The sequence below is a fragment of the uncultured Brachyspira sp. genome, from assembly GCF_944390845.1.
GTDB classification, from domain to species: Bacteria; Spirochaetota; Brachyspiria; order Brachyspirales; family Brachyspiraceae; genus Brachyspira; species Brachyspira pulli.
This window is the reverse complement of the sequence record NZ_CALXRM010000037.1, coordinates 15,798-31,290: the sequence shown is the minus strand read 5'-3', so window position 1 is coordinate 31,290 and position 15,493 is coordinate 15,798. Positions and strand designations below refer to the sequence as shown.

Sequence of the window (15,493 nt, the reverse complement as noted above, 5' to 3'; positions counted from 1 at the left end):
AATTATGATACACCTATGTTATACTTTAAAAAACTAAGGAATACTTAATGCAATATGTCTGGCTCCTGTGCAGTTTTGTATATATTTTACTTATTTTACAAAAAGTAGAAAATGTATAACAAATTTAAAACAATCGAATAAATGTACAATAAAAATCCCTTGACAAATATAAAAAAGAAAATTAGAATAACTAATTAAATTCGAATAACAATAAAACATATTTTTTGGAGGATCAATGAAAGTAGTTGATATAGACAAAAAACCTGAAAATGAAAAAATATTCTTCGGAGATTTTGGTCATTACCTTAGAATAGACAATGTATCTCATGAAGTTGCAAGAAAACTAAAAGAAGCTAGTGAGGGAAATACTTGGTTTTCAAAAGAGGTTGATTATAAATCTGATAAAACTAGATTTTCTACACTTCCAGAAGATGCACAAAGAGCTTTCAAACTTAATATAGCATATCAAACTTTGATGGACAGTGGCGTTACTAGCGGTTTTTCATCAATATTAAATAGAATAGTAACAAGTTCAATATGGTCTATACTATATGCAAGAATAGCAATAGAAGAAAATATACATGCTGAAAGTTATTCCTATGGACTTTCTGAGGTTTTCGGACATGAAGCAACAGATACATTAGATTTAGTTTATAATGATGAATTCGTTAAACACAGAATGGAAAAAGAGGTAGAATTATTCGGAAATGTTGATGAACTATGTAATTTAGAAAATTCTCATGCAATATTAGATGAGAAAAAACAGGCGGTATTGAAATTACTTATAGGAATATATTTACTTGAAGGTGTAAAGTTTCCATTCTCTTTTCTTGTAACTTTCACAATTAATAATAATTACGATAATGCAATAGCAGGATTCACAAAGACTATTAAATTGATAGCACATGATGAATTAAATATACATGTACCTACTGGTAAAAATGTAATGAATATACTTAGAAAAGAAAACGAACAGGGATTTACACATTTATTTAAAAGTGGTTGGTTCAATGACATGGCTAAAGCTATGACAGAATTTACTGTTAATGAAGAGATAAAATGGGCTAAATACCTTTTTGACGGATATGAGGTAGCAGGTATTAATTCTTCAGTAAGCGAACATTTCATTAAATATTGGGCTGGTGTAAGACTAAGAGATTTAGGAGTAGAAACTGAATATCTATCTGAAAAAAAATCCGATATAATAGATTGGTTTAATAGCTATAGAGATATAAATAAACAAAATGCAGCTTTACAGGAAACTACTAATACATCATACCAAAAAGGTGCATTAAAAAACGATTTATAATTATTTATAGTTATTATTTATTAAACAAAATAGAATCGATGGGTAAAAAATATGATAGAACTTACAAAAGATAAAAAACACATAATCATAAAAAGAGATGGAAGGGAAGAACCCTTTAATGAAGAAAAACTAAGAAAAGTTGTAAATTGGGCTACTGAGGGAAAAGAAGTTTTTGCTAATAATCTTTTGGAAAGTCTGAATATAAAAATAAATGATAAAATGAAAATAGAAGTATTATATGATGAACTCATAAATACTGCTGTTAATATGATAAGCCCATTATATCCTGTATATGACACAATAGCAGAAAAGCTTTATCTAATGAAAATATATAAGGAAACTTGCGGACTTAAAAAAATAGGCTCTTATCCACATATAAAAAATTTCTTGAAAAAAGGAATTAAATATAAAATTTATGATAAAGATATAATAAACTTATTCTCTGATAAAGAATTAGATAAAATCAATGCTATGATAGATCCTAATAGAGATTTACTTTTTACATATAAGGGATTAGCTATTTTCTATAAAAAATATTGTAAAAACATAGGAAATAAAAAACTTGAATTGCCTCAAATAACTTATATGGTAGCTGCTATGTTTTCATTTTATAATGACTATTATAAAGGCGAAAATAAAGATAAATTAGAAATAAGTAAGGCAGAAAGATTAAAATATATAAAAAGAACTTATGATATGCTTTCAAGGCATGAAATTACATTTGCTACACCTAGAATAGCAAACAGTATGACAATAAAAGCACAATTAGCTAGCTGTATATTAAATACGCCTGATGATGATACTTGGAGCCTAAATCAAACTGATGGAAATATGGCTCTATATTCAAAATTTTCAGGCGGTATAGCTTATGATGCTTCATATATAAGAGCTGCTGGTTCAAGCATACAAACTAATAGAGGACGTTCTGACGGACCTGTACCATTTATAAAAAGAGTTGAACAAACTATATCATCTTTCAATCAAGGAGGGGTACGTAAAGGTGCTTGTGTTGTAACATTCCCTTGGTGGCATTTAGATGTATTAGATTTAATTATGCTTAAAGATGCAGGCGGTACAGAAGATACAAGAGCTAGAAAATTAGTTTATTCTATTAGGATAAGCAATATATTTAGAGAACGTGTTAACAAAGATGAATATGTAACACTTTTCGATCCAAAAGAAACTCCTCTTTTGAATGAAGAATACGGCGAAAAATTTGATGTAGCTTATATGTATTATGAAAGTAAATCTTCTATAAGAAAAAAGAAAATAAAAGCCAAAGATTTATTATTCCAAATTTTGAAAGTAAGACAGGAAACAGGAAATTTATATCTTACTTTTGTAGACAATATCAATGAACAAAATATGGTTAATAAATTTGTAGGTGCTTCTAATCTATGTCAGGAAATAGTTATACCTTCTTATCCATCAAAACTTATTGATGAAAAATATGTTATCAATGAAGATGGGGAGTATGAAATCATTCAAAGAAAAAAAAGCGGAGAAATAGGTATATGTAATCTAGTTTCTGTGAATCTTATGTCTTGGGTTACATTCAATGAGGAGAAAAAACAGTCATTCTGTTATACTCTTTTAAGAGGATGCGACAACATAATAGACACACAATTCTATCCTGTAAAAGAAGGCGAAATAGCAAATAAGAAAAATAGACCTATCGGTATAGGTGTTATTAACTATGCTAATTTACTTGCTTCAAATAAATTAAAATATACAGACAAAGAAGCTTTAGAATTTACTAATAAAGTTTTTGATGATTTATATTATCATATATACGAAGCATCAAATTTATTAGCTAAAGAAAGAGGACCTTATAAAACATTTAATGAATCTAAATGGAAAGAAGGATTAACACCATTCCATATATCATTATTAAATAACAATAATAAAAATAATCTTGATGTTACAGTAGATAAAGAAAAATGGGATAAACTTGCTGAAAAAATAAAAGCTAATGGTGTTCGTTTTTCATTCCATGGTGCTATTGCCCCTACTGCTACATCTGGTAAAAGTGTATCTGCAACTGAAAGTATAGAACCTATAGTAGATTTATTTTTTATAGAAGAAGGTATACAAACATTACCTAGCTTAGCACCTAATATAAAAAAGAACAGACAATATTATGAAAGATGTTGGAATATACCTGCAAGAACTATAATAGAACTGGCTGCTGTAAGACAAAGATATATAGACCAAGCACAATCATTAAATTTATATTATGTGAAGCCTGATTCTGCAAAAGAGCTTTGGGACGATATACAATATGCTATGGATTTAGGTTTAAAAACTCTTTATTATATGAAAACTCCTAAGTCTAATTTTGAGTTAGATGAAGTTTGTGAATCTTGTACATAATAAAAATAAATATAAATATACCCTATTAGGCATTATGATTTTTGTTATAGTGCCTATTTATTTTTTAAAAATTTTTTATAACCTATTGCTATTTTTTATAATATAATATAAAATCCTTATTTATATAAAAAATATTGATTTGCTTTCTAATTGTTTTTTATTAAAAAATAATAATTTTTAAAATTAGAATTAAAATATAAAAAGCGAGTCGTAGCCAGCTAGAGAGCTTACTCACTAGCTTATTGTAGGCGTAGACGAGCATAACAATAATAAAAAATAATAATATTTTATTCTGCTGATAAAAAATTCTCATAAAAGTAAAATTTTTTATATGTAATTTTAGACCTAATTAAGGATTTAATTAATATGTTATTAACATAATTCAGTTAACATATTTTAATATTATGTTAACTTTGACTAAATTATTATGATTTCTTTCATATATATAGCTAGGTATAGTTTCTTTAAAAAGTTCAAAATTTAAAATTAAATTTCAAATTTCGTATTGACATATTTATTTTTATAGTATATAAGGTTCGCGTTAGATTTAACAAACACAAAAAAATTATATGGGAGCGAATCAATATTATGAAAAAGATTTTGATTTTCTTAACTCTTGTAAGTCTATTCGGACTTATATCTTGCGGCGGCGGTGCTTCAAGCCCTACTGACATTGTGATAACAGGTTCTTCTTCTGTTTCACCTTTAATGTTCAAATTAGCTGAAAAATTTGAAGAAGTAAATTCTAATTACACTGTAACAGTAGAAACTTCTGATTCAACTATTGGAGTTCAAGACACTATAAACGGCAACAACAATATAGGCATGGCTTCAAGAAATTTGAAAGAAGATGAATTACCTAATTTAGACACTTATTTATTATGCCAAGACGGTATAGTAATTATAGCTAATAAAGATTCTGAAATTAATCAAATTAGCGAAGAAGAATTATATGATCTTTATATCAATAATAAAGCAATAGGAAATATCAGTAAATCAATATCAAGAGAAGATGGTTCTGGTACTAGAAGTGCTTTTACAGATTTAACTGCTATAGGAAAAGAATCTCCACTACCTGCAACAGTTGAAATATTAGATGGTACTGGAAAAGTAAAAACTTCTGTAAGCAGTGATGCTTCAAAAATAGGATATATCTCTTTGGGTTCTATTGATGATACTATCAAACCTTTAGCTTACAAAGCAAAAGGACAAAATGAATATGTCCCTGCATCAGTAGAAAATATAAAGAGCGATACATATAAACTTTATCGTCCTTTCTACATATTCACAAAAAAAGGTGCTGAATTAGATGAAGGTACTAAGGCTTTCTTAGATTTTATTAATAGTGAAGCTGGGAAAGCGGTTATAAATGAAAACGGGTATGTAGCTAATTGATAAAATAATGAAGGTCGGTATACAAATTAATTTTTGTATATCGACTTTTTTATTTCAATGTCATAAAAAATAATTTAATTTAGGATATGTATTTTGGATAACAATATTAATAAACATATACGTAATGAAATACTAGATAATGTTATGAGATATGTATTTTTTATATGTTCTATATTTTCTGTTATAGTTGTATTTTCAATATGTATTTTTATATTTATCTATAGTATTCCGGTATTTAAAGAAGTTGGATTTTTCAAATTCGTTTTTGGTATGAATTGGTCTCCATCATCAAAAGATTTTGGAATATTGCCAATGATAGTGGGCTCTATATATGTAACAATTCTTGCCACATTATTAGGCGGAGGATTTGGTTTTTTCACTGCAGTTTATATATCAATGTTCTGCCCAAAAAAATTAAAGATCGTATTATCACAAGTTATAGACTTACTTGCTGGAATACCTTCAATAGTTTACGGTTTTTTTGGTATGGTAGTATTAGTACCTTTTTTAAAAAACATTTCTCCAAATGATGTTGGTGAAGGAGTATTAGCAAGCTCTATTATACTTGCAATAATGATACTTCCTACTATAACATCAATTACAAAATATAATTTGGAAGCTGTGTATAAATATTATTATGATGGGGCAATAGCTTTAGGAAATACTCATTCACAGGCTATTTTCGGAGTTATTGTTAAAGCTGCAAAATCAGGTATATTTTCTGCTATAGTGCTTGGTATGGGAAGAGCTATAGGTGAAACTATGGCTGTTATGATGGTTGCAGGAAATGCACCTTTTGTACCTAAAGATTTATTCTCATATTTCAGAACTATGACTATTAATATAGCCTTAGAAATGGGATATGCAACAGGAATTCATAGATCTGCATTAATAGCTACAGCTTTTGTATTATTATTATTCATACTCATTATTAATATAGTACTTTCACTATTAAAAAGAAATAATTTATATTTTTCATTTTCTTTCTCTAGTCTTTTCGGCAAGAATAAAGAATTAAAAGCCAATGTAAATGACTTTTCTTTCAAAAATATAAAAATGAAAGTATCAACTATAAAAGCTGATGTATTAAAATATATTTCAGTATTTGCTGCTGCAGTATCAACATTGCTTCTAGTATTTATAGTATTATTTATCTTAATAAGAGGAATACCTCATATCAATTTTAATTTATTATTTGGAAAAAGTAATAACTCTCAAATGACATTATTGCCGGCAATAGTTTCAACAGGTATGATGCTTTTTATGTCACTTATAATAGCAATACCTTTAGGAGTGTTTGCGGCTATTTACTTAACAGAATATTCAAAGGCTAAAAGTAAATTAATATCTATAATTAGAATATTTACTGACAGTTTATCAGGCATTCCATCAATAGTATTTGGTCTTTTTGGTATGTTAGTATTTGCTAATTTATTTGGTATAGGAAGAAGTATATTAGCAGGTTCATTAACTTTAGTTTTAATAATACTGCCATCTATAATAAGACAAACAGAAGAAACATTATTATCAATACCTACAAGTTTGCGTGAAGGAAGTTTAGCTTTGGGGGCTTCAAAAGTAAGAACAATATTTAAAATTGTATTGCCTTGCGGTTTTTCCGGTATCATGACTTCTGTTATTTTAAGCATAGGAAGAATAGTAGGTGAAAGTGCTGCTTTGATATATACAGCCGGAGCAGTAAGATATATGCCTAAAGGCTATTTAAGTCCGGGAAGTTCATTTTCAGTTATGATGTGGATGTTCTCAAGTGAAGGCTTATATATTAATCAGACTTTTGCAACTGCCAGTATTTTGCTTATTATGGTTATACTTCTTAATGCTTCACTATTTATTGTTAATACGAAGTTAAAGAAAGATTATTAATAATATTATTGAAAGGATAAAAAATGGCTAATGATATAAATAATACAACAAACAATAATGTAAATTTTGACTTTAATACTGACACAGCTATAAAAGTAAAAGACTTAGATTTATATTATGAAAGTTTTCAAGCTTTAAAAAAAATTAATATTGATATAACTAAAAATAGTGTAACAGCTTTTATAGGGCCTTCAGGATGCGGAAAGTCTACACTATTAAAAACATTTAATAGAATGAATGATTTAGTTCCAAACTGCAGAATAGAAGGCGATATTGAAATAGCTGGGGTTAATATATATAATAAAAATGTAAATGTATCATATTTAAGAAAGAATGTAGGAATGGTATTTCAAAAGTCTAACCTTTTTGCTATGAGTGTTTATGATAATATAGCTTATGGCCCTAGAACTTTTGGAATAAAAAAGAAATCTAAATTAGATGAGATAGTTGAATACAGTTTAACTAAAGCAGCTCTTTGGGACGATATAAAAGATAGACTTAATAAAAATGCTTTAGGTTTGTCTGGAGGTCAGCAGCAAAGATTATGTATAGCAAGGGCATTATCTGTTAATCCTAAAATACTTCTTATGGACGAACCTACAAGTGCATTAGATCCAATAAGTACAGGAAAAATAGAAGAATTAATAGATGAATTAAAAAATGAATACACTATAGTAATAGTTACTCATAATATGCAGCAAGCTATGAGAGTATCTGATAAAACTGCTTTCTTCTTGTTTGGGGAAATTGTAGAATACAGAAACACAGAAGAAATATTCTCAAAACCTAAAGATGAAAGAACCGAAAGATACATTACTGGAAGATTTGGTTGATTTATAATTTTTATTTTTTATATTAATTAAACGGAGAAAAAAATGAAAAAATTTGAAGAAGAATTAAATAAATTAATTGATTATGTCGTTGAAGCTGGAGATATGATATTGGAAGCTTTAAGAAATTCTACTAAAGCTTTAGTAAATGGCGATATAGAATTGGCTAATCAAGTTATAGAAAATGACAGAAACATAAACAGAATATCTTATAAAATAGAAAGTTCATCTTTAAAAATGTTATTATTGGAACACCTAGTAGCAACTGATTTGAGAATAGTTTCTGCAACATTAAAAATAGCCACAGACCTAGAAAGAATAGGAGATCAGTCTAAAGATATATGCGATTTACTTAGATTTTTATTGGAAGGCAATATATATAAGAATAATATAGATACTATAATAGAAATGTCAAACATCATTGATTATATGGTAACTAATTGTCTAAAAGCATTCAAAGAAAAGAATTCTGAATTATCACGCAATGTAATAGAAAGCGATGATAATGTAGATAAATTATTCTATAAGATGAGAGACTCTATGGTTGAATTGATAAAAAGCGGTGCTGAAAATGCAGATCAAGCAATATATTTGATGATGATAGCCAAATATTTTGAAAAGATGGGAGATCATGCTGAAAATATAGCAAAATGGGTTTATTACTACAGCACTGGTGAAAGATTCAAATAATAATTTTTAATTTCACATAAAAATATAACCTGTCTAAAATATTTTAGGCAGGTTTTTTATTTATTTAAACTAAATATATTTTATGTATTATAAATATAGCAATTATCAAATGATAAAACCAATTTTATGAAATATAATTTATCAATATATTCAATTATACACTTTACTGATATATTATTTTAACGCATTACATCAGAAGGCTTTAAACCTTCATTGTTAGTAATATTTTTATCAGCACCTAATCTCAATAATAATTTATAAGCTTCTTTTTTATTATTAGCGGCAGCATAATAAAGTGCTGTCCAACCATCATCATCTTGTGCATTAATATCTACTTTTAAATTTCTAACTAAATATCTAATATTATCTATATTATCATAAACTACTGCCATATGTAAAGGTGTTACATTATTTTTAGTTTTTGTATTAATCAATTTTCTATTTTTTGATACAATACTTCTTAATATAGAACTATTTCCAAATGCAGAAGCATACAAAAATGTAGACCAGCCTTCCTCATCTGTAGCATTAACATTAGCCCCTTTGTTTATAAGTAAGTTGCATATTTTACTATCCCCTTTGCTTTTAAATATAGCATAAAGAAGCGGGGTTGATTCTCCTATATATACTGCATCTGTAGAGTCATCTCCTAAATGTGTAAAATAACCTTTAGGAAGCTTTGCCTCCAAATCAATATTTTTATTAGCAAGAAGAACATTAAGAGAATTAATACTTTTATTTTTTACAGCTAAATGCAAAGCACTTAAACCATAACCATCTTTTGCATTAATATTAGCTCCCCTATTTACAAGAGCCCTAATAGTTTTATAATCATCTATTTCTATAGCCTTAAATAATTCTATATCAATCTCTCTTAATTCGTTGATCTCTTCTTCTATTGTTGAAGTTAAAACAGTTTCGGGTAAAACATTATTATTATCTGTAATATTTGTATCAGCACCTAATTCTATAAGTAAATTATATGCCTCAATACTTTTAGAATGTGCTGCATGATAAAGAGGAGTCCAACCATCAATATCTCTGCCGTTAATATCTATATTAGAATTTGTTGATAAATACATTATAGCATTAAGATTATTACTTCCGCTGGCTATATGTAAAGGTGTTACATTAAATTCGGTTTTACTGTCAAGTAAAGAGCTGTCTTTATCTATAAGCAATGATATTGTATATAAATCTGAATATGCTACTGCATACATAATACTATTCCAATTTTTAAAATCCTTCATTTTTAGATTAGCACCATTTTCTATTAAATACTCTGTTATATATCTTGAATTTTTATATATAGAATATAATAAAAGACTAGCACCTCCCAAATTATTTTCATAATCATCTGGTAATTTAGAATTTATATTAAAATTATTATTGGTACTTATAACTTCTTTTAGATATTCTAGATCATCATTCTCTATTGCTTCATATATAGAATTATAATTTTTATTAATATTATTATTAGTTTCTGATGAATCAATTTCTTCTATTCTTTTAATTTCTTCTATAACTTCTTCTATAATATCTTGAGCATAAACAGACATGCAAAATACTAACATTATAATAAAAATATTCTTCATAAAAAATAACTCTCAATTTTTTATATAAAATTACTGAGTAGATGCTGCACTATCTTGTAAATCGGTGATAGTACTATTAAGATCATATTCTCTCTTAGGTAAACCAACATCAGGAAAATCAGTAAGAGTAAATTCAATCCAAAACTCTTTATTCCAATAAACACCTTTTACTGAACCTGATGATATATCAGAAGGAAGAGTAGAAGGTCTTACAGCAAAAGTAGCCTGAATTTGCCAACCATCTAATTCATGCCATAAACTGGCTTCTATTGAATCTAATTTAAATAAACTTTCTGTCCTTTTTTGAGGATTTGCAAAATTAAATGAATTAATAATATCCCAAAAAGGATTAACCCAAGTTTCATTTTCTCTTTCCGCATAAGATTTTATATATCTATATGCCTTTTCATTGGCACTTGTAGTACCTATTCTAAATTTCCATTGATTTAAAACTTGAAGTTCTATACCAAATGTAAATGCAGCTGTATTATATCTATAATTAATAAAATCATGAGTAAAAGAAAAACCAAAATACAAATTAAAATCATTAACAACACCATCAAAAAATGGTTTTTTATTATTTTTAATCAAAATCCAATCTGTAATCTTACCAAGAGGTATAGGGAAATGGAAATATGAATTAATACGATTAACTGTTAAATTTGTACCTAATAAATTTCTTGATACATCATAAGATATATAGGACTGATTATATAAAAGTCTAGCTGAAGCTCCTACTTCTGTAGTAAGCATCTTATTTGTAGAAAATTCTACTTGATAAGTTCTAGTCTCAGAATTATATGTTGGTATAAAATCATAACCTGTTCTTATGAATGATTCCAAATTTAAATTTAAATCTGGTAAGAAGAATAAACTATAACCAGTTCCTCCAACAGTTAATTTAGTAGTAAAATTATGGTTATTAAACTCCCCTATTTGCGATCCAAGAGAATCTGTATCAATATATTTTTCTTTAAATCTATAACCTAAAGTATATGTAGTATCCCATCTAACAGTAGGTTCAAAAAATCTAGTAAAATCATAAGGTAAAATACTATATGGCAAAAACATAGAAAAATTCATTCCTGTGCCTAAACCCAAATAAGTATTATCTTTATCATAAATTAAATCCTCAGCTGTAGGATTAATACTATTTTGATAAGAATATTCTATATTAAAATTAGGAACAAATCTTATAAAATCATTGGTAAAAGTTCTTGATATTGCACCATATAAATTCAAATTATTTCTTTCAGCTAATTTATCATTGAGCTGATCATCTAGCATAGGATTATTATAAAAAGCAATACCTTCAGAAGTTTTATAATTTATAGTATGATTATAATTAGCTCTTAAATTATAATTTATATTAAGTCCTGGAAAATAATAAGAAGTTTCATCACCAAATACAGAACTATAACTAGCTTCTACTGACGGTAAAATAAGCTTATTTGGTTTCGGCATATAATAATCAAAATTTGTATTATTATCTACAGATATATTTCTAACAGCTTCTAAATCCCATTCAGCACCAACTTTCAAATTAACACCATAAATGTTATTATTAATATAAACGGAATTTTCAATATAACTTTCCGGATAAGAATCGCCTATATCTTGTAAGTTACCTGTAATAGATGTAAAAAATGTTAATATATCAAATTTTCCTCTTTGATTGTAATAGTCAGATCTAAAATATAAATCACTATTTAAATTTAGTTTACCAGTAATATAGCTGTTAATATTTTTACTATTATATAATTGAATAGTATGATCATATTGGAATTTATACCTAGGAACAAACTTTCCAGATTCTCCCGCAGCAAAATAGTTAACATATCTCGTACCAAATCCTATACTTGAAGTGATATAAGAATTAAGCAAATAATATTGTCTTCCTAAAGCAAACATAGCATCTAATGCTAAATCTTGATTTTTACTTGTATATCTTATCTCATCACCAAGTAAAAAACCTAATTTTTGATATGCATCAAATCTAACTTTATGCTGTACACCATACAAATTAAATATTTTATAATTTTGGATATAAACACCTTCACGTAATGATTCACCAAATGAAGTTATTATACCAGTACCCATATTATTTTGAACAAATAGAGGAAAATAGAATACAGGCTGCCTTCCAACCCTATAAATACTATTAAACACCATGATATTTTTATCATTCCAAAGATAAACACGGCTAGTTAAAAAATCATGAGCTACAGGAGTAAGACGAGAAAAACTAACACGGCTATTTTCAGCAAAAAAATCTTGGTCATTAAATTTTATTATTTCACCTTCAACAGTAAATGACATAAATTTAGTACCGCCGCCGTATAAAACCCCTTTCTTATCTTCCCTATTTACCATAAACCATTCGCCATTAAGAGTACTCTCTCCAGATTGTACAACCAAATTTCCAGCAGCAAAAACTTCACCTGTTTTTAAGCTATAAACAACTTTATCAGCTATCAATGTATTATTATACATTCTCATGGTTACATTACCATATAATGCTATGAGTTCTTCTCCAGCCTCTTTTATCTCATAACGTTCAACAAAATCTGCACCTATAAGTTCTACCTGTGCATTACCTTTATTGATTGTAATCCTTGCTACTTGTTTTACTTGATCTTTACCTTCTATGACTTCTGGTTTTATATTAACCTGTCTTTCTATAATCCTAGCTCTTAAAGATGCTTCTGTATCATAAGGATAAATTTCTATATCATTAACCCTTGCATACTCCCTAAGAACATAAAATGGAGTAAAATTAACCAAGTTAATAAAAGAAATAGGATTCTTTTTAGCATCGAATCTATTTATTTGCATTATTGCACCTTCACCTATATTATTTGTTGCAATAGTATTATTCACATTATTAGTATTGGTATCTTGTGCATATAAACACACATTAAATATAAATGTAAATAACAGCAAAATTAAGATTCGCATTATATCCTCTAAAACTCAATTATAACTTTATCAAGAAAATTTAATTTTAAAGAAATTGCGTTTTCCTACTTTTAATATACCCTCTTTAGAAACAATAGTATTTATATCATTAATCTTCTCATTATCTAAAGTAACACTTCCTTGAGCAACAAGTCTTTTCAAATTTGATTTACTCTCTGATGACATACAAGTAGATAAAATATTCAATATATTATCATCTTTATTCACTTTTACTTCTTCAATCTCATCTGGAAGACCCTTAGAGCTGAATATTCTTTTAAACTCTTCTTCAGCATTCAAAGCTTCTTCTTCACCATGATATATTTTTACTATTTCTTTTGCTAATATACCTTTTATATTTCTAGGATTTTCACCATTTTCCATAGACTTAACATAATTCTTTATATCTTCTATAGGTATATCAGTAAGAAGTTCCATATATTTAGCTATTAAATTATCAGGTATGCTCATAGCTTTACCATACATATCTTTAGGACTGTCATATATACCAATATAATTACCTAAAGATTTGCTCATCTTCTCAACACCGTCTAAACCTTCTAATAATGGAACTGTAACAACTGCCTGAGGAGATAAACCATATTCTTTCATCAAAGTTCTTCCTACAAGCAAATTAAATTTCTGGTCATTACCGCCAAGCTCAACATCACATTCTAAAGCTACAGAGTCATAACCTTGTGCTAATGGATATAAAAATTCCATCATACTTATAGGCTGACCATTTTTATATCTTTTAGCAAAATCATCTCTTTCTATCATTTGAGCTACAGTATATCTTGAAGTAAGTCCAAGTACATCAGCAAAACTCATTTTTTCAAGCCATTTTGAGTTAAACTCTACAATAGTTTTTTCAGGATCCAAAATTTTAAAAACCTGCTGTTTATAAGTTTCAGCATTTTTCAATACATCTTCTAAAGTTAATCTAGGTCTAGTTTTAGTTTTACCAGATGGATCTCCTATTCTTCCAGTAAAATCTCCAATTAAAAATACAACTTTATGTCCTAATAACTGAAAATGTCTCATTTTTCTCAAAAGTACTGTATGCCCTAAATGTATATCAGGTGCAGTAGGGTCAAATCCAGCTTTTACTGTTAATTGTTTTCCGCTTTTTAGTTTTTCTTTTATTTCTTCTAATCCTATAACTTCGCTTATTCCGCGAGTAATTAATTCGATAGATTCTTCTACAGTATATTGTTTATTGTCCATTTTAGTATCCCTTTATAATTGAAAAATTAACTATAAATAATATTTTTTCTATAATATAATTGTTAATAATAATGTAAATTTTAATTAAAGTCAAATATTTACCGTTTATTATGATAATTTCATACAAAAAATAAATAATTATTTTATTATCATTTCTTTTGTAAAGCTATTTAAATTCTTATGTCCTTCTTTAGTAACAAGTATTAAATCTTCTATTCTTACGCCTACTTTATTATTATAATAAATACCGGGCTCTATAGAAAATATCATACCTTCTTTAAGTAAAGCATTATGAGTAGCACTTACATCTCCATATTCATGAACGTCCATGCCTATACAATGGCCTGTTCTATGAGTAAAATATTCTCCATATCCATTTTCTGTGATATATGAACGTGCCTCATTATCTATATCTGAAAATTTCATACCTTCTTTTACTTTTTCAATAGCCTTTTCATTTGCAGTTTTTACTATATTATATATTTTTTTAGATTCATCATCTGGCTCGCCAAAAAATATAGTTCTAGTCATATCAGAGCAATATCCTTGGTACATACAGCCCATATCTATAACTAAACAGCCATTATTACCTATAATTGTATCGGCTGTAGCATAATGAGGATTTGCAGCATTAGCTCCAAATGCTATAATAGGATCAAATGAGAATGACACATTATCAGCACCGTTTCTTTTGTATATATTTTTAAGCTCTTCTAAAACCTCATTTTCTTTCATTCCTACTTGTGCGAAATCTATTAAATCCTTCATACTTTTATCATTAATTTCTGAAGCTTTTATCATCTTTTTTATCTCTTCTTCGTCCTTTTGCATTCTTACATAATCAATACAAGGAGAAGCATTTATATAATCTTTAGCTATACCTAATTCCATCATCTCTAATAAAAAATTTGATGTCATTAATTTATCTATACCTATATTTTTATCTTTATGAACAAATTTAGATAGTTTTTTTACAGCACTTTCTGTATCTGAATAATATAAAATATCTATATCATTATTATGCAAAGGAAATAATTGATTATTAATCAAATGCACTTCATTATCTTGATTCACATAAAGGCCTAAAAACCTTTCTCCTGAATATATATTAATATTAGTAAGATAATATATTGACATTCTATCTGTTATTATAAACTGATAGATATTCTTTTCTTTCATAGCATTAATAACTCTGTTTAATCTGTTAATATTCATAAATATCATTCCTTTAA

Annotated in this window: 10 protein-coding genes; 6 read left to right on the top strand and 4 right to left on the bottom strand. The window is 27.4% G+C overall.

The features are described 5' to 3' along the window. Positions 1 to 235 precede the first annotated feature (235 nt). From Q0K52_RS08670 to phoU, 6 genes are all read left to right on the top strand, one after another. Positions 236 to 1,309: a ribonucleotide-diphosphate reductase subunit beta gene (locus Q0K52_RS08670; RefSeq protein WP_297298533.1), complete on the top strand. Its 1,074-nt coding sequence runs from the start codon at positions 236 to 238 to the stop codon at positions 1,307 to 1,309. A 51-nt stretch (positions 1,310 to 1,360) separates the two neighbouring features. Further along, positions 1,361 to 3,682: a ribonucleoside-diphosphate reductase subunit alpha gene (locus Q0K52_RS08665; protein WP_297298532.1), complete on the top strand. Its 2,322-nt coding sequence runs from the start codon at positions 1,361 to 1,363 to the stop codon at positions 3,680 to 3,682. A 588-nt stretch (positions 3,683 to 4,270) separates the two neighbouring features. Continuing rightward, on the top strand, positions 4,271 to 5,077 hold the full coding sequence (locus tag Q0K52_RS08660; RefSeq protein ID WP_297298530.1) for a substrate-binding domain-containing protein: 807 nt from the start codon (positions 4,271 to 4,273) through the stop codon (positions 5,075 to 5,077). A 93-nt stretch (positions 5,078 to 5,170) separates the two neighbouring features. Continuing rightward, complete coding sequence (gene pstC / locus Q0K52_RS08655) at positions 5,171 to 6,961, top strand: phosphate ABC transporter permease subunit PstC (protein ID WP_297298528.1); 1,791 nt, start codon at positions 5,171 to 5,173, stop codon at positions 6,959 to 6,961. Positions 6,962 to 6,984: 23 nt separating this feature from the next. Next, complete coding sequence (gene pstB, locus Q0K52_RS08650) at positions 6,985 to 7,794, top strand: phosphate ABC transporter ATP-binding protein PstB (RefSeq protein WP_297298526.1); 810 nt, start codon at positions 6,985 to 6,987, stop codon at positions 7,792 to 7,794. 42 nt (positions 7,795 to 7,836) lie between these two features. Continuing rightward, a complete protein-coding gene (gene phoU, locus Q0K52_RS08645; RefSeq protein ID WP_297298525.1) occupies positions 7,837 to 8,481 on the top strand; it encodes a phosphate signaling complex protein PhoU in 645 nt (214 codons plus the stop codon). A gap of 179 nt (positions 8,482 to 8,660) precedes the next feature. On the opposite strand, the gene Q0K52_RS08640 is transcribed toward phoU, so the two are convergent. From Q0K52_RS08640 to Q0K52_RS08625, 4 genes are all read right to left on the bottom strand, one after another. Beyond that, positions 8,661 to 10,076, bottom strand: a complete 1,416-nt coding sequence (locus Q0K52_RS08640; protein ID WP_297298524.1) for an ankyrin repeat domain-containing protein — start codon at positions 10,074 to 10,076, stop codon at positions 8,661 to 8,663. A gap of 30 nt (positions 10,077 to 10,106) precedes the next feature. Beyond that, complete coding sequence (locus Q0K52_RS08635) at positions 10,107 to 13,034, bottom strand: LPS-assembly protein LptD (RefSeq protein WP_297298523.1); 2,928 nt, start codon at positions 13,032 to 13,034, stop codon at positions 10,107 to 10,109. A gap of 30 nt (positions 13,035 to 13,064) precedes the next feature. Further along, positions 13,065 to 14,261, bottom strand: a complete 1,197-nt coding sequence (gene tyrS, locus Q0K52_RS08630) for a tyrosine--tRNA ligase (protein ID WP_297298521.1) — start codon at positions 14,259 to 14,261, stop codon at positions 13,065 to 13,067. A 138-nt stretch (positions 14,262 to 14,399) separates the two neighbouring features. Further along, positions 14,400 to 15,476 (bottom strand): Xaa-Pro peptidase family protein, encoded by a 1,077-nt coding sequence (locus tag Q0K52_RS08625; RefSeq protein WP_297298520.1) that lies wholly within the window; start codon positions 15,474 to 15,476, stop codon positions 14,400 to 14,402. Between the last annotated feature and the right edge of the window lie 17 nt (positions 15,477 to 15,493).